Origin of the sequence: Streptomyces sp. WZ-12 (assembly GCF_028898845.1) — a bacterium.
GTDB lineage: Bacteria > Actinomycetota > Actinomycetes > Streptomycetales > Streptomycetaceae > Streptomyces.
Map to the genome: position 1 here is coordinate 7,553,896 of NZ_CP118574.1, position 22,508 is coordinate 7,576,403.

Here is a 22,508-nt window from a genome sequence, read left to right on the forward strand (position 1 = left end):
CCCCGTTCGGTGCGGTGTGGAGCCGTCGGGCAAGCTGAGACGTCTCATGCGGTAGCGCCTCTCCTGATGTACGGAGGTCCGGCCCGGGCCTCCGTCGGGAGCGATGCGGGCGGGCGTCCCTTTGGGGAGGGGGCTCGTCGCCGGCCTGTCGCGCGCGATCTTCGCACCTGCTTTCGAGACCCTGGTGGGGCGACGGTGGTGAAGAGGCGGTATCGCGGAAGTGGAGGAACCTTTGCAGTCGGATGCGAGTCCCGTGGCGGACGCCGACGTTCCGGGCGCCGGCGACGGCTCGGGGCGCCCCGTGACGACGGCCGGGGAGCCGGCCCGGAGCATGTTGCGCAACGAGACGCTGATCGTCCTGGCGCTCTCCCTGGGAGCCAGCGCGGTCTCCGCGCTCATCAGCTTGGTCGGGTCGCTGACCAGGCCCGGCGGACTCAAACACCAGGCGGCGACGCTCAACGCCTCGCACGCGCCCGGCCGGCCCTGGCTGGATCTGGCCTGGCAGTTGTTCGGGATCGCGACGGCCCTGGTCCCGGTCGTGCTGGTGGCCCATCTGCTGCTCCGGGAGCGGGCCGGCGGGCTGCGCGCCATCGGCTTCGACCGGCGGCGGCCCGGCTTCGACCTGGGGATGGGCGCCGGACTGGCCGCGCTCATCGGGGGCAGCGGGCTGCTGCTCTATCTGGGAGCGCAGGCGGCCGGGGCCAATCTGACGGTGGTGCCCGAGGCGCTGCCCGAGGTGTGGTGGAAGATCCCGGTGTTGATCGCTTCCGCGGTGCAGAACGCTGTCCTGGAAGAGGTCATCGTCGTCGGCTATCTGCTGCGCCGACTGGGGCAACTGGGCTGGGCACCCTGGGCGGCGGTGGCCGCCAGTTCGGTGCTGCGCGGCTCCTACCACCTCTACCAGGGCATCGGCGGTTTCTTCGGCAACATGGTGATGGGCGTGATCTTCGCCCTGGTGTACCGGCGTTGGGGCCGGGTCGGGCCACTGGTCGCGGCGCACGCGCTGATCGACATCGTGGCGTTCCTGGGCTACGCGTTGCTGGCGGGGCACGTGTCCTGGCTGCCCACGGTGTGAGCGGACGGGAAACCGGAGTACGGGGCGGGCGGCCAGATGGCCCCCGCCCCGTGCCGTACCGGGGCGGTGTCAGGCGGTGGCGAGCAGTTCACCGTCGATGACGGTCACCGCCGAGCCGGTCAACAGCGTGCGCTCGCCGCGCAGTTCGGTGCGGACGAGCCCGGTCCGGGCGCCGCCTTGGCGGCCGACCAGGTTGGCGCGGCCCAGGCGCGCCGACCAGAAGGGGGCGAGCGCGGTGTGCGCGCTACCGGTGACCGGGTCCTCGTCGACGCCCACACAGGGGAAGAAGCCGCGGGAGACGAAGTCGTAGCCGCCGTCGGGGTCTTCGGCGCGGGCGGTGGCGATCACGCCCCGCCCGCCGTGCCCGGCCAGCAGCGGCAGGTCCGGTGACAGCGCGCGCACGGACTTCTCGTCGGCCAACTCGACCAGCAGGTCGCCGACGTTGGGGCCGGTGTCGTGGGCGGAGCGGATCTCGGCGCCGAGCGCCCGGGCGACGGCGTCCGGCACGTCAACGGGAGTCAGCGGGGCGGTGGGGAAGTCCATGGCGATCGAGCCGTCGCCGTCGGCGGTGGTGATCAGCACGCCGCTGCGGGTGCGGAAGCGGACGGCGCCGGTGGCCGTGCCCGTGGTGTGCAGCACGTGTGCGGTGGCCATGGTGGCGTGCCCGCACATGGTGACCTCGGCGGTGGGGGTGAGCCAGCGGAGCGCCCAGTCGGCGTCGCCGCCCGGGGGCAGCGGGTGCGCGAAGGCGGTTTCGGACAGATTGACCTCGGTGGCGACGTGCTGGAGCCAGTCGTCTTCGGGGAAGGCGGCGGCGTCGAGCAGGACGACCCCCGCGGGGTTGCCGGCGAACGGATGGTAGGTGAAGGCGTCGACGATGCGGATCCTCATGGTCCGGAGCCTAGGTGCGGGGCAAAGCCGCAGGCCAAGGCCAATCCCAGGGAATTGGACCCGGAAATTTCAGGCGGACCCTTGTTCGGCGAACAGTCTCGATATATCGTTGAAGCATCGCGATCGGTCAGCGATCGCGAGCGATAGAACGTGCGTGATGCACTGACGACGAGAAGGAGGGCGCACCATGCGTTCCCAGGGATACGAGCACGGACGCGACCACCGGCACGAGAACTACGGCCCCGGACGCCGTGGCGAGCGCGGGGAGTTCGGCGGCTTCGAGCGTCGCCGCTCCTCCTTCGGTGGCTTCGGCCCGCCGTTCGGAGGCCCGCCCTTCGGGGGTGGTCGAGGACGCGGGGGGCCGCGCGGCCGGGCCCGGCGCGGCGATGTGCGCGCCTCGATACTGGCGCTGCTCAAGGATCGCCCGATGCACGGCTACGAGATGATCCAGGAGATCGCCGAGCGCAGCGGCGGGGCGTGGAAGCCCAGCCCCGGCTCGGTCTACCCCACCCTCCAACTGCTGGAGGACGAGGGGCTGATCACCAGCGCCAGTGAGGGCGGCAAGAAGCTGTTCTCGCTGACCGACGAGGGGCGCGCCGAGGCGGACGACGGCTCCGACGCCCCCTGGGAGGACGCCGGCCGCGGCGTCGACTGGGAGGCGATGAACGAGATACGCAAGGCGGGCGGCGGTCTCGTCGAGGCGTTCCGTCAGGTGTGGGCCACCGGCAGTCCCGAGCAGCGGGAGAAGGCCATGGCGGTGGTCAACAAGGCCCGCAAGGAGCTGTATCTGATCCTCGCCGAGGAGGACTGAGGTGCGACGGGTCGGGGTGGCGACGCCGGAGGGTGTCGTCGCCCCGGCGGCTCAGGTCACCAGGCCGGCCAGCTTGCGCAGGGACTCCTCCAGCGCGGCGCCCGCCGAGTCCTTCAGCTTGGCCGCCATCAGAGAGACCGCGGCGCCGGTGAAGGAGCCGTCGATCCGGATCGAGGTCGCCCCGCCGTCGGGCGTTAGTTCATAGCGCATGCCGAGACTGACGCCCATCGGTCCCTTGCCGTGAACGGCGAGCAGCCGGCCAGGCTCCAACTCCCGCACGGACCATGCCACTTCCGCCGGGAAGCCCATCAGCTTCATGTTCTCCGCGTAGGTCGCGCCCACCTCCAGGGGGTGCGGGCCGCCGTGCGGGAAGTTGGTGTGGGTGGCGTTCCACTGTCCGTAGGAGTCGAAGTCGGTGAGCCGGTCCCAGAGCCTCTCGGTCGGTGCCTCGATCCGGGCCTGGGCGGTGACATCGGCCATGCGGGCACCCCTTCGGTGACGGCGTCCTGGCTGGTGCGCGGAACGTAGCGGGGCGGGGGTGAAGGTGCAAGGGTGACGGTTCGGAATTGCTGACGGGGAATCAGTTCTGTTGTGGGGCGTCGGGCTGTTGCCTGAGGCGCCGGGGCGTGGGGTATCGGGGTGGCGCTGATGACTCCGAGGCAGGTTCCTCCGCGTTGTTGGCTCGTTGACCTGGGCGAACGGAGGTCCGCCGGCAGGCTGCGGGGAGAGGGGGCTGGGGCGGGGCCGCTGGTTGCCGCGCGCGGTTCGGCGGGGAGGGGGAGGGGGCCTGTGCCTGTATGGGATGGAAGGCCCGACCTTCATGATCTCTCCGCATATCCTCCGTAAGGATGAGATCTTGTGTGGGCTTCCCCAACCAGGGTGGGATGCGCAAATGCTTCCCGCCGGGGATGCTCCGGCCTTCGCGGACTGGTGGGGTGGGGCTGTGCAAAACCGTACTGCGTACAGCGGCGGGGACCACTCCGCCCAGGAACACCCCGACAGCCTGCTCACCGTGGAGCTGGCGTCGGTGGTTTCCGCTGCCCGCAGACGGGCCACCCGCGACGGCGACCGCCAGGTCGACACCGCGCACCTGCTGCACGGGCTCCTGGAGTGGGACCCTGCGGTCCGCGAGGTCTTCGAGGACGGCACCCAGGTCGCCCGGCTCCTCGGCTATCTCGTCCAGCGCAGCATCGGCTACGGCCTGCAATGGCACGGCACCGTCGAGGACTCCGGCGCGGTCCCCATGGTCGGCGAGGGCGGCGTCCCCGGATGGTCGCCGGCCGCGGCCGCCGCGATGGACGGCGCGCTCGACCGCGCCCACGCCCGCTACGACACCCGCGCCGACTGCCTCGACCTCCTCGCCGCCCTCGTGGACGACCCCGAATCCCGGGCCGTCGAGGTCCTGCGCCGCGCCTCCGTGGACACCACCCGGCTCGCCGCCCGCCTCGACGGCGACCAGCGTCCCGAACCGGTCTGACCGACCCGGCCCCACACCGCCCTCACCCCCTGCCCGTATCGCCTTGTGAGACAGGGGCGTTGAGAGATGACGCTGCTGATCACGGCTGTCATGATGACCCGATGCACGCCTCATCGGGGAGCTCGGCGGGTCACATGGCCGGCCCGGCCCAGGGAACCTCCGGGTCCTGGGGGACCCAACAGCCGGCCACCGTCGGCCCGGACGCCGACCGGCCCACCGGGCGCGGCGCCGGGCTCGGCATCGCCCTGCTCTCCGCGCTCGCATTCGGCGGTTCCGGCGTCGCCGCCAAGCCGCTGATCACCGCCGGCCTCGAACCGCTGCACGTCACCTGGCTGCGGGTGGCCGGCGCCGCGTTGGTGATGCTCCCCGTCGCCTGGCGCCACCGCGATCTGCCGCGCCGCCGGCCCGCGCTCCTCGTCGGCTTCGGTCTGCTGGCCGTCGCCGGCGTCCAAGCCTGCTACTTCGCCGCGCTCTCCCGCATCCCCGTCGGAGTCGCGCTGCTCATCGAATACCTCGCCCCCGCCCTGGTGCTGGGGTGGGTGCGCTTCGTGCAGAAGCGGCCCGTGACCCGCGCCGCCGCGCTCGGCGCGGTGCTGGCCGTCGGCGGTCTGGCCTGCGTCGTCGAGGTGTGGTCCGGGCTCAGCCTCGACCCCCTCGGACTGGCCCTCGCCCTCGGCGCGGCCTGCTGCCAGGTCGGCTACTTCGTCCTGTCCGACCACGGCACGGACGGCGACGCCGACGCGGCACCGGACCCGCTCGGCGTGATCGCCTACGGCCTGTTGATCGGTGCGGTCGTCCTCACCCTCGTCGCCCGCCCCTGGAGCATGCACTGGTCGGTGCTGCGCGGCACCGCGGACCTCAACGACGCCGCGGTCCCCGCCGTGTTGCTGCTCGCCTGGATCGTGCTGGTCGCGACGGTCGCCGCGTACCTCACCGGCGTGGTGTCGGTCCGGCGGCTCTCCCCGCAGGTCGCCGGCGTCGTCGCCTGCCTGGAAGCGGTGATCGCCACCGTGCTCGCCTGGGTGCTGCTCGGCGAACACCTCTCCGCGGCCCAGATCGCGGGCGGCGCGGTGGTCCTGATCGGTGCCTTCATCGCGCAGTTGGCCAAGCCGGCGGCCAAGCGGGACGGGAACGGCTCCGTCACAGTGGCCTCCGGAGGAACACCCGTCACGGACACCGACACCACCCCCAACGCGCTGCGCACCAAAGGCCCTTAGAGGCCGACGGCTCCCCTCCAGGCGCCGCCTGTGGATGGCTTGCCGACCGATTCGCCCACGACATAGGCTCGTGATCATGTACTCGACCGTGCTGTCCCCGCCTGCCGCCTAGAGCGGGCGGCGACCACCGAGGAAATCCCGGCCCGGGCTGAGCCCCGAGCCGGTCGACGCTGCCCGCATACGGGACCACGCGACCACTGAGCGGCGCAGCGCGCCGCCATGGATTTCCCGGAGCACACCTCCCATGCACACCACACCTCACTCCGCCCTGCCCGTGGGCCGGGGGCTGGCCTACGTCTCGCTCGCCGCCACCGCCTGGGGTACCGCCGGCGCGGCCGCCGCCCGCCTCTACCGGGGCAGCGGGCTCGGCCCCCTCGCCCTCACCTTCTGGCGCACCTTCGGTGGCCTGCTGCTCCTGCTCGCCGTACGGGCGGTGCGGCGACACCGCACCAGCGCCGCGCACGGAGCCACCCCGCTCCCCACCGAGCCGCTCCGCCGCCGCGCCGCGCGGCTCGCGGTCACCGGCCTCGCCCTCGCCGTCTTCCAAGCCGCCTACTTCGCCTCGGTGGAAGCCACCGGCCTGGCCGTCGGCACCGTCGTCACCATGGGCGCCGGCCCCGTCCTCATCGCCGTCGGAGCGCGCTTCACCATGGGCGAACGGCTGGGCGTCGGCGGCATCTTGGCCGTCGCCGGGGCACTGACCGGCCTGCTCGTCCTCGTCGTCGGCGGCGACGGCACCGCCACCGTCTGCCCGGCCGGCGTCGGTTACGCCCTGCTCTCCGCCGCCGGCTGCGCGGTGCTGACCCTGACCACCCGCCGACTCGGCAGGGGCGGCGGCAACGATCCCTACGCCGCAACGGCCGGCGCGTTCGCGGCCGGCGCGCTGTGCCTGCTGCCCCTCGCCGCGGCCGAGGGGCTCTGGCCGCACGCCCACGACCTGGGGCGCAGCCTGTCCCTCCTCGGCTACATCGCCGCCGTCCCCACCGCCCTCGCCTACGGCCTCTACTTCGCCGGCCTGGCCGCCGTACGGGCCGCGACCGCTTCGGTGGTCTCCCTGATCGAACCGGTCTCGGCGGCGGCCGTCGCGGTGCTGTTCCTCGGGGAACGGCTCACCGCGGCGACGGTGGCCGGCACCACGGTCCTGCTGACGGCCGTCGGGGGGCTCGCGGTGACGGAGGCGCGGGGTGGGGGCCGGGGGCGCCGCCGAGAGCGGGGTCGGGTCCGCCGTCAACTGGGGTAGTGGCGGGGTGGCTGGTCCTACGAGGGCGGGGACTACCGGACCTGGGGGTTCATGGGGCCTGTGGGACCTGCGGTGTCTGTAGGGCCGGCCGCCGGGACGCGTTCCCGTTTGGGGGGCGTGAGCTCCCCCGTCCGCTCGGGCGCAACCGTGTGCGCGGAAGGCCCGGGTGAGGCGGTGGGGCCACAAACCGGCGGACTCTCGGGCGAGTTGGGGGCGTTCCGCTCTCGGCTTCCCGCTCCCGCGCTCACTGCTCGTCGGCGTCCGCCGCGCGCGACCGGGGCTTGGCGCGCACGTGGATGCGCTCGCCCTGCCGTCCGAAGAGGCTGAGCACCTCCACCGGCCCGTCCCCGGTGCTCCCGAACCAGTGCGGCAACCGGGTGTCGAACTCGGCGGCCTCGCCGGCCCCCATCACCAGGTCATGATCGGCCAACACCAACCGCAGCCGCCCCGCCAGCACATACAGCCACTCGTAGCCCTCGTGTGTGCACGGCTCCGGGGTGCGGCGCTCGGCCGGGATGACCATCTTGAACGTCTGCAACGGGCCGGGGTGGCGGGTCAGCGGCAGCACCGTGGAGCCGTTCAACTGCCGCGGCTTCAAGCGGATCCGCGGATCGCCGACCTCGGGCGCCCCGACCAGCTCGTCCAAGGGCACCTGATGGGCCTGCGCGATGGGGAGCAGCAGCTCCAGACTGGGGCGGCGCTGACCGGACTCCAGACGGGACAGGGTGCTCTTGGAGATCCCGGTGGCCTCCGCCAGGGCGGACAGCGTCACACCGCGCTCCGTCCGCAACCGCTTGAGACGTGGGCCGACCTCGGCGAGGGCCTGGGAAATGGCAGCAGTGTGTTCCACATCGCCCATTGCACCGCTCGTTCCCGAATTTGGCAACAAAGATTGCTGCGACGGCGACGGGTCGCGCAGCCTGTGGGCGGAGGTGATCGCGATGAGCGAGACGAACAACCGCCCCGAGACGGGGCCGGAGAGCGACACGGACGAAGCGGCCGCGGCGCACCGCGAGGGCGTCCCGGCCGGTGAGACGGACCGGGACGTCGTGGTCATCGGGGCCGGCGCCGCCGGACTCAACGCGGCGCTGGTCCTGGCCCGGGCCCGCCGACGGGTCACCGTGATCGACGGCGGAGCGCCGCGCAACGCACCGGCGCATCGGATGCACGGCTTCCTCAGCCGGGACGGCATGACACCCGCGGCCCTCCTGGAGGTCGGTCGGGCCGAACTGGCCACCTATGGGGCCGAGATCATCACCGGGCACGTCGCCGGGCTCACCCCCGACCTCGGCGTACGGCTCGCGGGCGGCCCCGAGCTCCGGGCCCGCCGCGTCCTGGTGGCCACCGGACTGCGCGACGAACTCCCCGAAATCCCCGGAATACGGGAGCGCTGGGGCCGGGACCTGCTGCACTGCCCGTACTGCCACGGCTACGAGGTGCGCGACCAGCCGCTCGGGGTGCTGGGCACCCACCCCGGCGCGATCCACCAGGCGTTGCTGCTGCGACAGTGGTCCGACGACGTCGTCTTCTTCCCGCACGACCTGGCCCCGACGGACGACGAGCGGGAGCGCCTGGCGGCACGCGGCGTGCGGAGCGTCGAGGGAACGGTCAAGCGGCTGGTGATCGAGGACGACCGGCTGCGCGGCGTCGAACTCGCCGAGGGGCGGGTGGTGCCGCGCGCCGCGGTCTACGTCGTCCCGCGGATGGTGCCGCGGGACGCCCTGCTCACCGAACTCGGCTGCGCCCGCAACGAGGACGGTCGGGTGATCACCGATCCATCGGGGCGGACCAGCGTGCCCGGGGTGTGGGCCGCGGGGAACGTGGTCGACCCACGCGCCCAGGTGGTGACGGCCGCCGGAATGGGGACGTCCGCCGCCTTCACCCTCAATCTCGATCTGGTGGAGGAGGAGGTCGAACGGGCAGTGGCGGACCGCCGGGCGCGGGCCGGCGCGGGTCGCTGACGGGAGGGGCGGGGCGAGGAGGGGCCAAGGCGCCCCGGGGAGCGGGCAGCTCTCCGGGGGCGCTCGTCGGGTGCACTCCTACGGGCCGGGCCAGGTCGATGTGGCCCGGGCTGAACCGGAACCGCCTAGCTAGTGCCGTGTGTCCGGCCCGTCCGTCGCGGGTGCGGCATTGCGGGCGGCCGCGAGGCGGCGCAGTTGGTGGCGGCGGGCCGCGACGTCGCCGGGGCCGTTCCGGTCGGCGAGCCGCTCCGAGATGCGGTGCTGGACCGTCTCGCTCCGCTTGCCGCCGTACTTGAACTTCGCCCGTATGTCGTGCACTTCGAGGCGCAGTCCACGGATGCCGGGCAACTGCCGCCCGTAGGGGGCCTCGCCGGCGACTACCTGGGCCGAGCCGCCGTCCGGCTGGAAGTGCGCCATCTGCCGCTGCAACAGCGTGGCCTTGGTCTCCAGGTCGTCCACAACGTGTGCGGTGCAGATGAGTTGGGCCGCCGCGTAGAAGCTGGTGGGGACGCCGTGCTCGGGCGGCTGGTCCTCGTTCGCCTGCCAGGGGCCGGGGATGAAGGTGTAGTCGTCGACGACGCTGAGCAGGACCGTCGGTCGGTCCTGCAACGCGGACCAGATGGGGTTCGGGCGGGCGAGGTGGGTGACGGCCTCGCGGTGGGCGGGGTCGTAGGCGAAGTGCAGCGGCTGGACCCACGGAGGCTCTCCGGGGGCGCCGTTGACGGCGAGCTGCCCGAAGTCGTGCCCGGCCAGCCACTCCTGCCATTCGGCGTCGTCGGTGGGGGCGTCCCAGGGGTGGATGAGCATCGAGGCTCCTCAGCGGGCGGAGAGGTAGTCCGGCGTGGGGATACCGGGAGCGAGGTCATCGGCCGCTATCGGCGCACCGTACACGGGGGAGACGGGGAGCACGCCGCTCCAGTGGGGCAGGCCGAGGTCCTCGGGCTCGTCGCTGGGGCCGCCGGTGCGGATCTTCGCGGAGACCTCGCGCAGATCGAGGCGGATCACCGCCGTCGCGGCCAACTCCTTGGCGTTGGCGGGGCGGGAGTCCGCGGCGCGGCCGGGCAGGACGTGCTCGACGAGGGCGTCGAGCGCGGCCGTCTTCTCGTCCGGGTCGGTGACCTGGTGGGCGGTGCCGTGGGCGACGACGCTGCGGTAGTTGATGGAGTGGTGGAACGCGGACCTGGCGAGGACCAGGCCGTCGACGTGGGTGACGGTGACGCAGACCGGGAGGCCGGGATCGGTGCCCCGCTCGCCGGTCATCCGCAGCGGGCGCGAGCCGGTCGAACCGTGGAGGTAGAGGTGGTCGTCGACCCGGGCGTAGAGGGTCGGCAGGACGACCGGGGCGCCGTCGCGGACGAAGCCGAGGTGGCAGACGTAGCCCTCGTCGAGGATCGCGTGCACCGTGGCCTCGTCGTAGCTGGCACGCTCCCGGGCCCGGGTCGGGACGGTGCGGTCCGTCGCGGCGAAAGACTTTGCCTCGGTCATTGCCAACTCCATTGCACTAGTGCATAATCAACTTTGTGCTAGGAGAGTATCGGATCGAAGGGCGGCGCGCATCGGAAATTGCCGCAAGTGTTGAGCGAGCCGTCGGTGCGGGCGAGCTCCAACCAGGCGAAGTCCTGCCCCCGCTCAGGGAGTTGGCCGTCTATCTGGAGGTGAACCCCAACACGGTCGCGGCCGCATATCGCACGCTCCGCGACCGCGGAGTGATCGAGACGGCCGGCCGGCGCGGCAGCCGAGTCCGCCCCCGACCCGCCAGCACCTCGCGCGAGGCGGTGCGGGTGGTGGCACCCCCCGGCGTCCGGAACGTCGCCGACGGCAACCCCGACCCGGCCCTGCTCCCCTCCCTTGGGGAAGCATTCGCCGAAGCCGCCGCGCGCAACGCACACCGCCCCGTCCTCTACGGCATGCCCGCCGTTGACGACGACTTCGAGGCGCTCGCCCGAGCCGCCTTCCTCCGTGCCGGGCTGCCCGAAGGTCCCATCGCCGTCGCCAGCGGTTCGCTCGACGCCATCGAGCGCGTCCTCGCGGCACACTTGCGCCCCGGCGACGCGGTAGCGGTCGAAGACCCGGGCTGGGGCAGCCTGTTGGACCTCATCCCGGCACTCAGCCTGCGCCCCGTACCCGTCGGGGTGGACGACGACGGCCCGATGCCCGACCGGCTGGCGGCGGCGCTCAAGCAGGGGGTCCGCGCGGTGGTCGTCACCGACCGCGCGCAGAACCCCACGGGCGCCGCCATCAGCGCCCCCCGCGCCGCCGAGCTCCGCACCCTCCTGGCCGGGCACCCCGGAGTGCTCCTCATCGAGGACGACCACGGCCACGGCATAGTCGACCTCCCGCTGCACCGCCTCTCCGGTGTCACCGACCACTGGGTCCTGGTCCGCTCGACGGCCAAGGCATACGGTCCCGACCTGCGCCTGGCCGCCCTCACCGGCGACACCGTCACCGTCGACCGGGTCCGAGGACGCCAGCGCCTCGGCCCCGGCTGGGTGAGCCACCTGCTCCAACGCGCCGTCGTCCACCTCTGGAGAACGTCCGCGATCGACCCCACCGCGGTCGCAGCCGCCTACGGCGAGCGTCGCGACGCGCTCATACAGGCTCTGGAGCAGCGCGGGGTACGGGCCCACGGCCGCAGCGGGATGAACGTCTGGGTACCGGTCCCCGACGAGACCAGCGCGGTGGCCCGCCTCCTGCACTCCGGCTGGGCGGTCGCCCCCGGCGCCCGCTTCCGCATGCAGTCACCCCCTGGCATCCGAATCACCGTCTCCGGCCTCACCGCCGACGACACCGTCCCCCTCGCCGACGCGGTCGCCGAGGCCAGGGGGGCGGGGGAGGCGCGGCGGTATGAGTGAGGAGTGGGCGCGGGGTGGGGGCTGGGCGCCGTAGGAAGGCCGGGGTGGGGTGGGCGTCGATGGTGGGCCGGAGGGTGAGGTGCGGGTGTGTTGGTGAGGTGGTGGTGGCGGGTGGGATGGGGGACCCCCGGGGGGGAGGGAAAGGAGAGGTGTGTCGCCGAAGGCGTCGGCTGATGGCCAAGCGCGCGGCCTTAGGCGGGGGTGTTGGTGCTGGGGGAAGCAAGAAAGGGGGGCTCACGTGGCGGCGGGAGCCTTGGCGAGCGTAGAAGGGGGAGGACGCGCCTGAGGGGAGTGGTGAAGGCGTTAACCCCCGGGCGAGGGCCGGGGGTTGGGTGGTAGTCGCCGGATTGGGGGCTGCCGGTTTAGCTTCCGCCGGCTCGGCTCGCCTCAGCTCTGCTCGCCTCAGCTCTGCTCGGTTTGGCTTAGCCGTGTCCGGCTTGGCCCGGGGCTGCTGCTTCGAGGCGGTGATCGTGGTCGGTTACGGGGTACGGGGCTTGCTCTGGGTGAGGGCCGCGCCCGCCAGGACGATGAGGGCGCCGACGGGTGTGTTCCAGGTGAGGTGCTCGTCGAGCAGTGCCACGCCGGCCGCGGTGGCGATGACCGGGATGAAGTAGGTGACCATCTGGGCCGTGGTGGGCCCGACCTCCGCGACCATGCCGTACTGCAGGAGGAAAGCGACGCCGGTGCCCAGTGCGCCCAGGCCGAAGACGGCGAGCACGGGGACGAGTGGGAACGCGGTCGGCATCGGGGTGAACAGCGCGGTGACGACGGCCAGTTGGAGAGTCGCGAGCAGTAGTTGGGTGCTGGACATGGCGAGGTGCGAGTGCTCGTCCCGGGCGAGGGTGCGCCGGACGTAGATCCAGCCGATGGGGTAGCTCAGCGAGGCGCCCAGTGCCATGGCGGTACCCGTCAGATCGACCCCGGAGAAGCCCTGCCAGGCGCCGAGGACGGTGAGGACGCCGAGGAATCCGAGTCCGAGGCCCGCGACCCGGCGCCGGCTGGGCCGGTCCTCGGAGAGCGCCACGATCGACAGCAGCATGCCCCACAGCGGCGAGGTGGCGTTGCAGATGCTGGCCAAGGTGGAGGGGATGGTCAGCTCGGCGTAGGCGAAGAGGGAGAACGGAAGCGAGTTGAGGAGGAAGGCCGCGACGGTGAGGTGCCCCCAGGTGCGGGCGGAGCGGGGGAGGCGTTCGCGCTTGACGACGAGGAACACCAGCAACACCAGCGCGCCGAACGCCACGCGTCCCAGGGTGACTTGGAGCGGCGCGAACCCCTCGGTGCCCAGTTTGATGAAGAGGAAGCTGAAGCCCCAGACCAGGCAGAGGAGGGCGAAACGCACCTGCCAGGCGCTGCCGCGGCGCGGTGCGGGCCTGTCCGGATGAGGGCGCGGGGTATCGCGGTGGTTGGCGGGTGCGGGGCTGGGGGCCGGGGCGGCGGAGGGGGATGCGGGAGATCCGGTGGACGCGTCGGTGGTGGTGCTCATGGTGTCTACGATGCAGCGAAGCAAATTCGTAGCACAAGCGAGAATTAATGGCAGGTATCGCTTAGCATTGCTTACATGTTGAATCTTGATCGCCTCCGGACCTTGTCCGCGATCGCCCGGCACGGTTCGGTCAGCGCGGCTGCCGAGGGGCTCCACGTGACGACCTCGGCGGTCTCGCAGCAGATCGCCAAGCTGGAGCGCGAGACCGGGCAGCAACTGCTGGCGAAGAACGGGCGGGGGGTCCGGCTCACCGATGCCGGACGGTTGCTCGCCGATCATGCCGGGCGGATCCTGTCCCAGGTGGAGCTGGCTCAGGCTGAGTTGGAAGCACATCGCGGGCAGCCGGTGGGTGAGCTGCGGATGGGGGCCTTCCCGACGGCGGCGCGTGGGCTCTTCCCCTCCGCGCTCGTTGCGCTACGTGCCGAACACCCGCAACTTCGCCCGAGGCTTTACGAGTTGGAGCCGGACGAGTCGGTGCGTGGTGTGGTGCGGGGCGATGTCGATGTGGCCGTTGTTCTCGACTGGTACAACCGGCCGCTCCCCGTGCCCGAAGGGCTGGCGAAGGCGCCGTTGCTCGACGATCCCTCGGACGTGGCGATGCCGTCGGACCACCCGTTGGCCGGGCGCCGGTACGTGGAACTGGAGGAGTTCGCGGACGACGAGTGGATCTCCTGGCCGCAGGCGGAGTTCTGCCATGACTGGTTGATGTTCACGCTACGGAGCAAGGGTGTTGAGCCGCGCATCTCGCACATGGCCGAGGAGCATCACACCCAGCTTGCCCTGATCGCGGCGGGGTTGGGCGTTGCGGTCGCGCCGCGGCTGGGGCGGGGGCCGGTGCCGGACGGGGTGAGCGTGGTGCCGGTGCGTGACCCGATGCGGCGCCATGTCTACGCGATCTGGCGTGCGGACGCGGATCGTCGGCCCTCGATCAGGGCGGCCGTGGAGGCGCTGCGGAAGGCCGGCGAGCGCGTGGAGTCGGGGATAGGAGTGGAAGGGAGGCGTTCGGCGGGGGCGGGGCGTGGGGTGTAGGCGGTCCGTGGGGTGGGTGGGGTGAGGGAGTTGGGTGGGATGGCGGGGGCTGCGCGCAGTTCTTGGGCTTCCCCCCCGCCCCGCCCACCCCCACCCCCACCCCCACCCCCGCCTCCCTCCCCGCCAAGCCGCTCCGCCGCGCGCCCTTCCTCCGATCGCCCCGGGCATGCCGAACAACCCTGGTAGGGCGGGGACCCGAACGGCCCTGGTGCAGGCCGGGACCCGGACGGTGTGCCGTTGGCCCCGCCCGCTCGCTCCGGGCACGCCCAACGCCCCCCGGCAGGCGGCGACTTGAATGACGTGCCGGGGCGTCCGCTCGGTGTTCCTCCGGTCCTCCGCTCCTTCCTTCGCCGCCGGTCGGTGCGACCGAAGCCTCCAAGTGCGTGGTGTCTACCTCCTGTCAGCCTCTGCCGTGACGATGCCCCGGATGATGCCCAGTTCGAGCAGGTCTTGGGGGCGGATGCGGAGCTGGTCGGCGGTGTGCTGGATTTCGTCTGTGTCGCGCTTGAGGATGGCGGCGGCCATTTCCGGGGCGATCACGGAGAAATAGCTGTCAGGGGTGGCCCAGAGTCGGCCCGGGGCGGCGAGGGCCAGTGCGCCGCCCGATCCGCCCTCGCCGATCAGGAGCGAGGTGACCGGTACGCGGGCGGAGGCGAGCGCGGCGAAGGTGTCGGCGATGGCTGCGCCGGCGCCCGCGCGTTCGGCGTCCGCGTCGTTGGCGGCGCCCGGGGTGTCCACGAGGGTGAGGACCGGGATGCCGAGCCGGTCCGCGAGTCGTATCAGCCGGGTTGCGGTACGGAAGCCGGAGGGGCGGGTGGCCGTGCCGCACTGGGCCGCGAAGGCGATGGTGCGGCCGTCGCGGTGGCCGAAGCCGCAGCGCATCCCCGGGTCGCGGCCGCCGCACCGGTCGCCGCTGAACTCCTCCCAGTCGTCGAAGTACGCCCGGAGGTAGGACTCGGCGCGCGGGCGGTTGGTGTCGCGGGCCCGGAGCACGGCGGCCCAGCCGGATTCCGGCATGTCCGCGGTGCCCAGGGCGGAGGGCGGGGGCGCTGGGCCGGGCGGGGTGGTGGGCGGTCGTGGGGTGTCGGCGAGCAGGCGGAGCCAGCGCTGGAGGGTGGCGCGGAGTTCGTCGGCCGGGACGACGGCGTCGACTTGGCCGGCCGCGAACTGGCCCTCGGCGCTGTAGGCGGTGGGATCGGCGTCCGGAGGGCGGACCCGGGAGCCCGCGAAGCCGATCTGAGCCTTGGGGAGCGCGAGGATCACATCGGCTCCGGCGCCCAGAGTCGCCCAGCCGCCGCCGGTGGTCGGATCGCGGAGCACCGCGATCTGTGGGAGTCCCGCGGCGCGGTGGAGCGCCGACTGTCCGGCCACGCGCTGGAGTTGGGACAGTGCCCGCATGCCCTCCTGCATCCGGCTGCCGCCCGTGGCGATCAGCGATACCAGTGGCAGGCGCCGCTCGCGTGCGGTGGTGTAGGCGGCCTCCAGCCGGTCGCCGGTGCGTTCGCCGAGCGAGCCGCCGAGGAAGCCGAACTCGAAGGAGAGCACCACGGCTTCGGTGCCGCCGATGGTGGCGAGCGCGGTGAGCACCGATTCCTCCTCGCCGGTGCGGGTGCGGGCCCGTTCCCGGGAGGCGTCGTAGCCGTGCCAGTCGAGTGGGCCGTCGGTGGGCGGGGAGATGGACGGTGGGCCGGTGGTGGGGGTGAACTCGGTGTAGGAGTCGGTGACTGCGGAGATGGCTTGGCGGGCCGTCAGGCGGAGGCTGGGCAAGGGGGTCGCGCTGGGCGGCGGTTGCTCATGCATCGCCGGCTCCCGCGGGGGGTGTGGCCGCCCGGAGGTCCCGCTTGAGGATCTTGCCCATGTCATTGCGGGGGAGGGCTTCGAGGAAGTGCACGGTGCGGGGGCGCTTGTGCGGCGCGAGTTGGCGGGCGACGTGGTCGGCGAGCTCCTGGGCGTCCGGGCGCGGGCCTGCATCGGGGCCCGTGACGGGCACGATCCAGGCGACGATCCGCTCGCCCAGGTCCTCGTCGGGCTCGCCGGTGACGGCCGCCTCGGCGACGCCCGGGTGTGCCAGCAGGGCGTTCTCGATCTCGCCGGCGCCGATCTTGTAGCCGCCGCTCTTGATGAGGTCGGTGGCCTTCCGGCCGACGATGCGGTAGTTGCCGGTGGCGTCCCGCACGGCCATGTCGCCGGTGCGGAACCAGCCGCCGTCGAACGCGGCGTCGGTGGCGTCGGGGCGGTTGAGGTACTCGGAGAAGAGGTTCGGGCCCCGCACCTGGATCTCGCCGACCGTTTCGCCGTCGCTCCCCTCTATGGTCTGGCCCGCGTCGTCCACCAGCCGGACGTAGACGCCGGGGAGGGGGACGCCGACGGTGCCGGTGGAGTCCGGGCCGTCCGCGCGGACGCTGGTGTTCATCAACGTCTCGGTCATGCCGTAGCGCTCGATCACCCGGCGGCCGGTGGCGGCGGTGAGCCGTGCGTGGTCGGTGAGCGGCAGCGCGGCGGAGCCGGAGACCAGCAGGCGGGCGCGGCCCAACGCCGCGGCGAGGTCGGCGTTCTCCCCGGCGTCGAGGGCGAGGCGGTGGTACATCGTCGGTACGCCGAAGAGCATCGTGCCGTCCGCGGACAGCTCCCGGGCGACCGCCTCGGTGCTGAAGCGCCCGAGGTGGTGGACGCTGCCGCCGCGGCGCAACGGCCCGAGGATGCCGAGGATCAGGCCGTGGACGTGGAACAGGGGGAGGGCGTGGACCAGCACGTCGTCGGCCGTCCACTGCCAGGCGTCCTCCAGGGCGTCGAGGGTGTGGGCGAGGGCGCGCCGGGGGAGGACGACGCCCTTGGGTGGGCCGGTGGTGCCGGAGGTGTAGACGATGAGGGCGGGGGACTCGTCGCCGGGCTCCAACGGGAGGGGGCCGGGCAGTTGTTGCTCGTCGGGCTCGACGACCTCCACGTCGAGGCGGGGGAGCGTGGCCAGTGGGCCGGGCAGGTCGGCGCCCGGCTCGGCCAGGACGAGGGAGGGGAGGCTGTCCGCCACGATGTGCGCCAACTCGCGCTCGCCGATCTTGGGGTTGATCGGCACCGCGGCCGCTCCGGCGAGCAGCGCGGCGACCACGCCCACGGCCGTCTCCAGCGTCGGCGTCGCCCAGATCGCGACGCGGGTGGCGCCGCTGCCGGGGGTGAGCTCGTCGATCCGTTCGGCGAGTGGGCCGGCCACGGCGGCCAGTTGGCGATGGCTGAGCGCACGGTCGCCGAAGCGCAGCGCGGGGGCGGGCGAGCCGTCGCGCAGTGCGGGGAAGAGCACGTTCACCGGGTCTCCTTCGTCCTCGTCGGCTTCCGGCCGATGGGCCGGAACCATCCCGATCCCGCACGCGCCGCCGCGCGGAACGGGCTGACAGGGACCACTTTCGCAGAGACCGCTGACATTGTGATCGCCGCACCGTCGGCCTGTGGATAACTCGGCGGGCGGGGCCCGCCGGCGTCGTGCGGTCAGCCCGGGATCTTGCCGAAGTCCCAGGACACCACCGCATCGGGCGTCAGCCGCAGCCAGGCGTGCCGGCCGTCGTGCGGCATCTCCCCGAGCCCGAAGTACTTCTGCGCGAAGAGCCGCTCCGGAGCGGCCAGTTCGGGGCAGGGGTCCCCCGCGCGCGGCGCCTCGCCGACGAACTCCGCGCGCCCGGTCAGTTCGGCGCCGCGCAACTCTCCGTAGGCATGGCCGTCGTCGACGAGCACCGCGAGCCGCGGGTCCTTGCGGAGCTGCGCCCACCGCCGGCTGCGGGTGATCGAGTACAGCCACAGCGCCGCCCCGTCCCAGACGAACCACAGCGCGCCGACGTGCGGTGCGCCGTCGCCGGCGACCGTCGCGACCCGGCAGGTCCGCTGCGCCGCCAGGAAGGCGTCCAGCTCGTCCGGGCTCATCATGATCCGGCGTCCGCGCCGTTGGGTCGTGGTCGCGTCGTCCGTGCCGGCCGTGCGCGGTGTCTCGGTCATCCTCGCCGCCCCTCACCTGTCCGGTGGAGTCTCGGGTGATTGCTGGTGAATTGCCTTGATGGAACGCTTGGTTCGCGTGCCCGGTGTCGTGTCCGACGGGCACATCGAGGCTGATCTGATGCTTCGTCAGGAAAGCATGGGGGCTCTTCCTGGTGGGCGCAATGGCCGATACCCTCGCGCCTTCCGGCCCGTCGCCGGCGCTCGCTGCCCGTATCCCCGGACGTCGTCGCGCCTTCCACAGAGGGGAGTGCCCGTGCCTTCGGACTCCGGGCTCGTCGCGCAGGTGGACCCGGCCACGACGGTGCTGCTCACCGTCGAGTGCCAACGTGGAGTCGTCGGGGCCGACAGCGCGTTGCCCGAGCTGGCCGAAGTGGCGCGCACCTCTGGGGCGTTGGTGCGGATCGCCCGCCTGGTGGCGGCGGCGCACGAGGCCGGTGTCCAGGTGCTGCACGCGGTCGCCGAACGGCGTCCCGACGGCCGTGGCGCCAGCAGCAACGCCCGGCTCTTCCGCGCGGCCGAACGACTGCCGGTGCGGCAGCTCACCGGATCCACGGCGGTGCGCGTCGCCGACCCCATCCCGGTGGCGGAGGAGGACCTGGTGGTGCGCAGGCTGCACGGCCTCTCCCCTCTGGCCGGCACCGACGTCGACGCGCTGCTCCGCAACTTCGGCTGCCGCACGCTCGTCGTCACCGGGGTCTCGGCGAACGTGGCGATCCCCAATGCCGTGTTCGACGCGGTCAACCTCGGTTACACCGCGGTGGTTCCGGCGGACGCCATCGCGGGGGTGCCCGCCGACTACACCCCCGCGATGGTCCGCAACACCCTCTCCCTGGTCGCCACCATCACCACCGCCGACGCCGTCCTCGACTGCTGGCGGCGCCCGCGCCGCGCCCGTTGAGCCGGCCTCGGCCCCGTTACCGCTACCGTGCCGCGGCGCTCTCCTCCGGGGCGGGCAACGCGCCCTTGAGGAAGTCCCGTTGGAAGCGCAGCAGGTTGGCGTTGACCGCGTCGTCGGCGGGCAGGTGCGTGGCGCCCGGTAGCGGCAGCACGGTGTGCGGACGGCCCGCGGCCAGCAGCTCGGCGGAGAACCGCAGGGTGTGCGCGACGGCGACGTTGTCGTCGGCCAGCCCGTGGATGAGCAGCAGCGGGCGGCGCAGCAGGTGGCCGCTGCCGACCAGGGAGGAGCGCGCATAGTTCTCCGGATGCTCGTCGGGGTGGCCCAGGAACCGCTCCTTCCAGTGGGCGTCGTACATCCGCTGGTCGGTGGGCGGGGCGCCGGCGACCGCCGCGTGGAAGACGTCCGGGCGGTGCAGGACCGCCGCCGCGGCCAGGAACCCGCCGAACGACCAACCGCGGATCGCCACCCGCCCGAGGTCCAGATCGGGGAAGTGCTCCCCCGCCGCGCGCACCGCGTTCACCTGGTCCTCCAACGCCGGCCCCAACTGGTCGCCGTGGACGGCCTTCTCCCAGAGGGGGCCGCGCCCGGGCGTACCGCGCCCGTCCGTCACCAGGACCGCGAAGCCCTGCTCGGCGAACCACTGGGACACGCAACCGGTCCACCCCCGCGCCCGTACGGCGAGCTGCATCCCCGGGCCCCCGTACGGGTCGAGCAGCACCGGCAGCCGCTTCGTGCCCTGGCGGTGCCCGGACGGGAAGTACAGGCACGCACGCAACTCCCGTTCACCCAGGGTGAGATGGATCGGCCGCGACGCGACCAGCGGCTCCTCGGCGAACGAGGCGATGGTCCCGGACGGCCGCGGCTCCACCTCGTCGTCCCGTAGGACGCGCACCTCGTGTCCGTCCGGCGTCAGGCCCGCCACAACGGTCGTGCCCCCGCGCCCGGTGCCCGTCCAGACGCCAGGGCCGCCGCTCAGACGACGGCACCCGGCGCCGGGCTCATAGCGCCACACATGGGTCTCCGTCGGCTCCTCGCTGCCCGTGAACAGCACCCGCTCGCCCTCGACGCCCAACACCTCGCGCAGTTGCAGGCCCTCGGGCGTGACCCGTTGCCCGCCCACGGTCAGGAAGCGGGTGCCGCCCGCGTCCTCCGGGAGCACCAGGGCGCCGGCTGCCGTACGGGACGGGGTGCCGGGTACCAGTTCCACCCAGGCGGGATCGGTCCGCTCGTGCCGCACTTCGGTGGCGCCGGTCGCCGGATCGACCGCGAGCGTCCGCAGCACGCCCTGGTCGCGGCTCTGTACGGCCAGGAACGGGCCGTGGGCGTCCCAGCCGGCGTCCACCAGGTACTCGTACGCCCCGCGGTCCCAACGGACCTCTGTGCGGCCGCCGTCGAGGGTCAGCAGATGCGCCGTCACCTCGGCGTTGGCGGTACCCGCCGACGGGTAGCGGATCATCCGCGGTGGACGGGACGGGTCCGCCGGGTCGCTGAGGTAGCGCCGCTCCATTGAGGAGGTGTCGACCCGCGCCACCAGGAGGCGGTGACCGTCCGGCGCCCACCAGTAGCCGCGCGACCGGCCCATCGACTCGGCGGCGGTGAAGTCGGCGAGCCCGTAGGAGACCTCGGGCCCCTCGGCCCGCGCCAGTTGCCGGTCGTCGTCGCCCTCCAGGCCGACGACGTGCAGGCAGCGCCCGGTCACATACGCGACGTGCCGCCCGTCCGGCGACGGCCTGGGGTCGACCACCGGCCCGGCGGCCGGTACCGCGAACGGCGCGCCGCCGTCCGTCCGTACCGCCCACAGCGCGCCGGACAGCGCGAACGCCACCACTCGCGCCGCGTCATCGATCGCGAACCCCACCACGCCCACGGAACGCTCCCGCGCCCGCTCGCGCCGCAGGCGCTCCTCTTCCGGGACGTCCTCGGCGCCGGCCCCTACCAGGAGCGCCGGATCGGCCAACAGCCGCTCCTCTCCTTCCGCGTACTCCCACAGCCGCCCCACGGGATCGCGGCCCGAGCCGGTGCGGACGAACACCACGCGCCTACCGTCGGGGGAGACGGCGAACTCCCTTGGTATACCGAGGGAGAAGCGGCGGGTGCGGGCGAACTGCTCCGGAAAGTCGTCGGTGTTGGTGGCTGTGGCTGCCTTGGTCGCTTGGGCGGCTTCGTCGCTGTTGTCGGTGCTTGCTGCCTTCGGTGCGGCGTTGGCCGGTTGTTGCGTCAAGGTGGTTTCCTCCAAGGGGTGGTGGGGTTACGGCAGGCGCCTACGGGGGCAAGCCGAGGTGTGCAGGTATCCGGGTGCCCAGGTATCTGGAAATCCGGGTTCTCGGGGGTCCAGGCGTGCGGGATGCATGCGCTGGGCGTGTCGGGAGTGCAGGGTGCGCCGGCATGCCGGGCATGCGTCTGCCGTGGTCAGAGCTGCCAAAGCCACCGAAGTCGCCAAAGCGGCCATGGCTGTTAGGTGCCGGTGGGGCCGCTGGGCAGGCAGTGACGGACGTGCATCGGTGCGCGCAGGGGCGGCGCCCGGCGGCTGACGGGCTGGGGTCTGGCTACGGTCGATCAGCCGGGAGCCGGTCGGGGAAGTCCTCGCGTTGACACGGCAGTTGGTCGATGGTCGATCGCTGAGCAGGACCAGCGGATCATACTCACAGCCGGGGGAGCCGGCGCAGCCTTTTCACGGAAGTCCCGAGGCGATGCCTTGCGGAAGTGCCGAGGTGATGTCTTAGGGAAGTTCCGAGGCGACGTCGTCGACGACGTCCTGTGCGCGGCGCTCCGGGACGCCGGCGGCCAGCAGGATCGCGGTGGCCGTCCGCCGCCCGTCGTCCTCCCACGCGCCCGAGTTGACGCTCTCAAGGAGCGCCAGGGTGAGGGCCTCCAGCCCCGCGCTGAGGGCCGCCGGCGGGACGTGGGCGTGGAACACGCCGGATGCCTGCCCCCGCTCCAGTAGGGCGGTGGCCTCCTCGCGTGCCGGAGCCAGGACTTCGGTCACCCGCTCCACGCCCAAGTCCCGGCGCGCGAGGGCCAGGAGCAGCCGGTAGCAGTCGCCCACCGGCCACATCGACAGCACGAAGCGCGCAAAGGCCCGCTCGGGCGGCTCCGCGGCGTCCGGCCGCTGCTCCGCCGCGTCGCGCAGCGCCTCGGACGCCTCGTCGGCCAGGGCCTCCAAGAGGGCGGCGCGCCCGGGGAAGTGGCCGAAGAGCGTGCGGCGCACGACGCCGGCGGCCCGCGCGATCTCCTCCAGCGTGGCGTCCGGGTTCCGGCCGAGTTCGTCCCGGGCCGTGGCCAGGATGCGCGCCCGGTTGGAGCGCGCGTTGCGCCTCACGGGCTCGCGGGCCACGGGCTTGTTCACCAACGGAACCCCAGCGGATCGGTACGGGAGACGGGCGGTACGGACGACGGCTCGCCAGGAGGGACGGCGGGGCGCGCCACTACGGGAGGCGGGCGGGAATCATTCTCGCACGGGTGCGGGACGCCGTCCGGGGTGCTCAGACGTGGTCGGGGCCGCGCCGGTCGGTGGGCGGCACTGGCCCGAGCGCGTCAATGCGCGCCCACTTGTTCGCTCACCCAAGCCCACCTGCTGTGCCCGCCCGAGGTCA

The 22,508-nt window shown here is 72.9% G+C and carries 20 protein-coding genes; 9 read left to right on the top strand and 11 right to left on the bottom strand.

Annotated features, from left to right (window positions below; translation table 11 throughout):
- Positions 1–232: 232 nt before the first annotated feature.
- Entirely contained in the window at positions 233–1,075 is an 843-nt protein-coding gene (locus PV796_RS32995) for a CPBP family intramembrane glutamic endopeptidase (RefSeq protein WP_446750646.1), read from the top strand.
- 69 nt (positions 1,076–1,144) lie between these two features.
- Here the strand turns inward: PV796_RS32995 and PV796_RS33000 are convergent, their stop codons facing one another.
- Entirely contained in the window at positions 1,145–1,966 is an 822-nt protein-coding gene (locus tag PV796_RS33000) for a PhzF family phenazine biosynthesis protein (RefSeq protein ID WP_274917356.1), read from the bottom strand.
- A 187-nt stretch (positions 1,967–2,153) separates the two neighbouring features.
- Here PV796_RS33000 and PV796_RS33005 point away from each other — a divergent pair, with 187 nt between their 5' ends.
- On the top strand, positions 2,154–2,777 hold the full coding sequence (locus tag PV796_RS33005) for a PadR family transcriptional regulator (protein WP_274917358.1): 624 nt from the start codon (positions 2,154–2,156) through the stop codon (positions 2,775–2,777).
- A 51-nt stretch (positions 2,778–2,828) separates the two neighbouring features.
- Here PV796_RS33005 and PV796_RS33010 read toward each other — a convergent pair whose 3' ends face one another.
- Positions 2,829–3,257, bottom strand: coding sequence for a type II toxin-antitoxin system Rv0910 family toxin (locus PV796_RS33010; protein ID WP_274917359.1), 429 nt, complete (start codon positions 3,255–3,257; stop codon positions 2,829–2,831).
- A gap of 463 nt (positions 3,258–3,720) precedes the next feature.
- On the opposite strand from PV796_RS33010, the gene PV796_RS33015 reads away from it, so the two are divergent.
- The 3 genes from PV796_RS33015 to PV796_RS33025 all read left to right on the top strand — a co-directional run bounded on the left by PV796_RS33015 (position 3,721) and on the right by PV796_RS33025 (position 6,711).
- Entirely contained in the window at positions 3,721–4,254 is a 534-nt protein-coding gene (locus PV796_RS33015; RefSeq protein ID WP_274917360.1) for a Clp protease N-terminal domain-containing protein, read from the top strand.
- 101 nt (positions 4,255–4,355) lie between these two features.
- Positions 4,356–5,471, top strand: a complete 1,116-nt coding sequence (locus PV796_RS33020; RefSeq protein ID WP_274917362.1) for an EamA family transporter — start codon at positions 4,356–4,358, stop codon at positions 5,469–5,471.
- A 244-nt stretch (positions 5,472–5,715) separates the two neighbouring features.
- Positions 5,716–6,711 (top strand): DMT family transporter, encoded by a 996-nt coding sequence (locus tag PV796_RS33025; RefSeq protein ID WP_274917363.1) that lies wholly within the window; start codon positions 5,716–5,718, stop codon positions 6,709–6,711.
- A 244-nt stretch (positions 6,712–6,955) separates the two neighbouring features.
- Here PV796_RS33025 and PV796_RS33030 read toward each other — a convergent pair whose 3' ends face one another.
- Positions 6,956–7,570, bottom strand: coding sequence for a helix-turn-helix domain-containing protein (locus PV796_RS33030; RefSeq protein WP_274917365.1), 615 nt, complete (start codon positions 7,568–7,570; stop codon positions 6,956–6,958).
- Between the two features lie 82 nt (positions 7,571–7,652).
- On the opposite strand from PV796_RS33030, the gene PV796_RS33035 reads away from it, so the two are divergent.
- Entirely contained in the window at positions 7,653–8,672 is a 1,020-nt protein-coding gene (locus tag PV796_RS33035; RefSeq protein ID WP_274917366.1) for an NAD(P)/FAD-dependent oxidoreductase, read from the top strand.
- Positions 8,673–8,801: 129 nt separating this feature from the next.
- On the opposite strand, the gene PV796_RS33040 is transcribed toward PV796_RS33035, so the two are convergent.
- The gene (locus PV796_RS33040; protein WP_274917367.1) at positions 8,802–9,479 is read right to left on the bottom strand and encodes an FMN-binding negative transcriptional regulator; all 678 of its coding nucleotides are present in this window, start codon (positions 9,477–9,479) and stop codon (positions 8,802–8,804) included.
- Between the two features lie 9 nt (positions 9,480–9,488).
- Positions 9,489–10,157, bottom strand: a complete 669-nt coding sequence (locus tag PV796_RS33045; RefSeq protein WP_274917368.1) for a pyridoxamine 5'-phosphate oxidase family protein — start codon at positions 10,155–10,157, stop codon at positions 9,489–9,491.
- A 35-nt stretch (positions 10,158–10,192) separates the two neighbouring features.
- On the opposite strand from PV796_RS33045, the gene PV796_RS33050 reads away from it, so the two are divergent.
- On the top strand, positions 10,193–11,524 hold the full coding sequence (locus tag PV796_RS33050) for an aminotransferase class I/II-fold pyridoxal phosphate-dependent enzyme (RefSeq protein ID WP_274917369.1): 1,332 nt from the start codon (positions 10,193–10,195) through the stop codon (positions 11,522–11,524).
- A 478-nt stretch (positions 11,525–12,002) separates the two neighbouring features.
- Here the strand turns inward: PV796_RS33050 and PV796_RS33055 are convergent, their stop codons facing one another.
- Positions 12,003–13,007, bottom strand: a complete 1,005-nt coding sequence (locus tag PV796_RS33055) for a DMT family transporter (protein ID WP_274917371.1) — start codon at positions 13,005–13,007, stop codon at positions 12,003–12,005.
- A gap of 75 nt (positions 13,008–13,082) precedes the next feature.
- Between PV796_RS33055 and PV796_RS33060 the strand changes: the two genes are divergently transcribed.
- Positions 13,083–14,036, top strand: coding sequence for a LysR family transcriptional regulator (locus PV796_RS33060; RefSeq protein ID WP_274917372.1), 954 nt, complete (start codon positions 13,083–13,085; stop codon positions 14,034–14,036).
- A 390-nt stretch (positions 14,037–14,426) separates the two neighbouring features.
- Here the strand turns inward: PV796_RS33060 and PV796_RS33065 are convergent, their stop codons facing one another.
- From PV796_RS33065 to PV796_RS33075, 3 genes are all read right to left on the bottom strand, one after another.
- Complete coding sequence (locus PV796_RS33065) at positions 14,427–15,836, bottom strand: carboxyl transferase domain-containing protein (protein ID WP_274917373.1); 1,410 nt, start codon at positions 15,834–15,836, stop codon at positions 14,427–14,429.
- A complete protein-coding gene (locus tag PV796_RS33070) occupies positions 15,829–17,337 on the bottom strand; it encodes an acyl-CoA synthetase (RefSeq protein ID WP_274917374.1) in 1,509 nt (502 codons plus the stop codon). Before PV796_RS33070 ends, PV796_RS33065 begins: the two co-directional genes overlap by 8 nt.
- A 179-nt stretch (positions 17,338–17,516) precedes the next feature.
- Positions 17,517–18,017, bottom strand: coding sequence for a pyridoxamine 5'-phosphate oxidase family protein (locus PV796_RS33075; protein WP_274917376.1), 501 nt, complete (start codon positions 18,015–18,017; stop codon positions 17,517–17,519).
- A 253-nt stretch (positions 18,018–18,270) separates the two neighbouring features.
- Between PV796_RS33075 and PV796_RS33080 the strand changes: the two genes are divergently transcribed.
- Positions 18,271–18,915: a cysteine hydrolase gene (locus PV796_RS33080; protein WP_274917378.1), complete on the top strand. Its 645-nt coding sequence runs from the start codon at positions 18,271–18,273 to the stop codon at positions 18,913–18,915.
- 22 nt (positions 18,916–18,937) lie between these two features.
- On the opposite strand, the gene PV796_RS33085 is transcribed toward PV796_RS33080, so the two are convergent.
- Together PV796_RS33085 and PV796_RS33090 are read right to left on the bottom strand one after the other, a co-directional pair.
- Positions 18,938–20,989, bottom strand: a complete 2,052-nt coding sequence (locus tag PV796_RS33085; protein ID WP_274919331.1) for a S9 family peptidase — start codon at positions 20,987–20,989, stop codon at positions 18,938–18,940.
- A gap of 645 nt (positions 20,990–21,634) precedes the next feature.
- A complete protein-coding gene (locus PV796_RS33090; protein ID WP_274917379.1) occupies positions 21,635–22,261 on the bottom strand; it encodes a TetR/AcrR family transcriptional regulator in 627 nt (208 codons plus the stop codon).
- Positions 22,262–22,508: the final 247 nt, after the last annotated feature.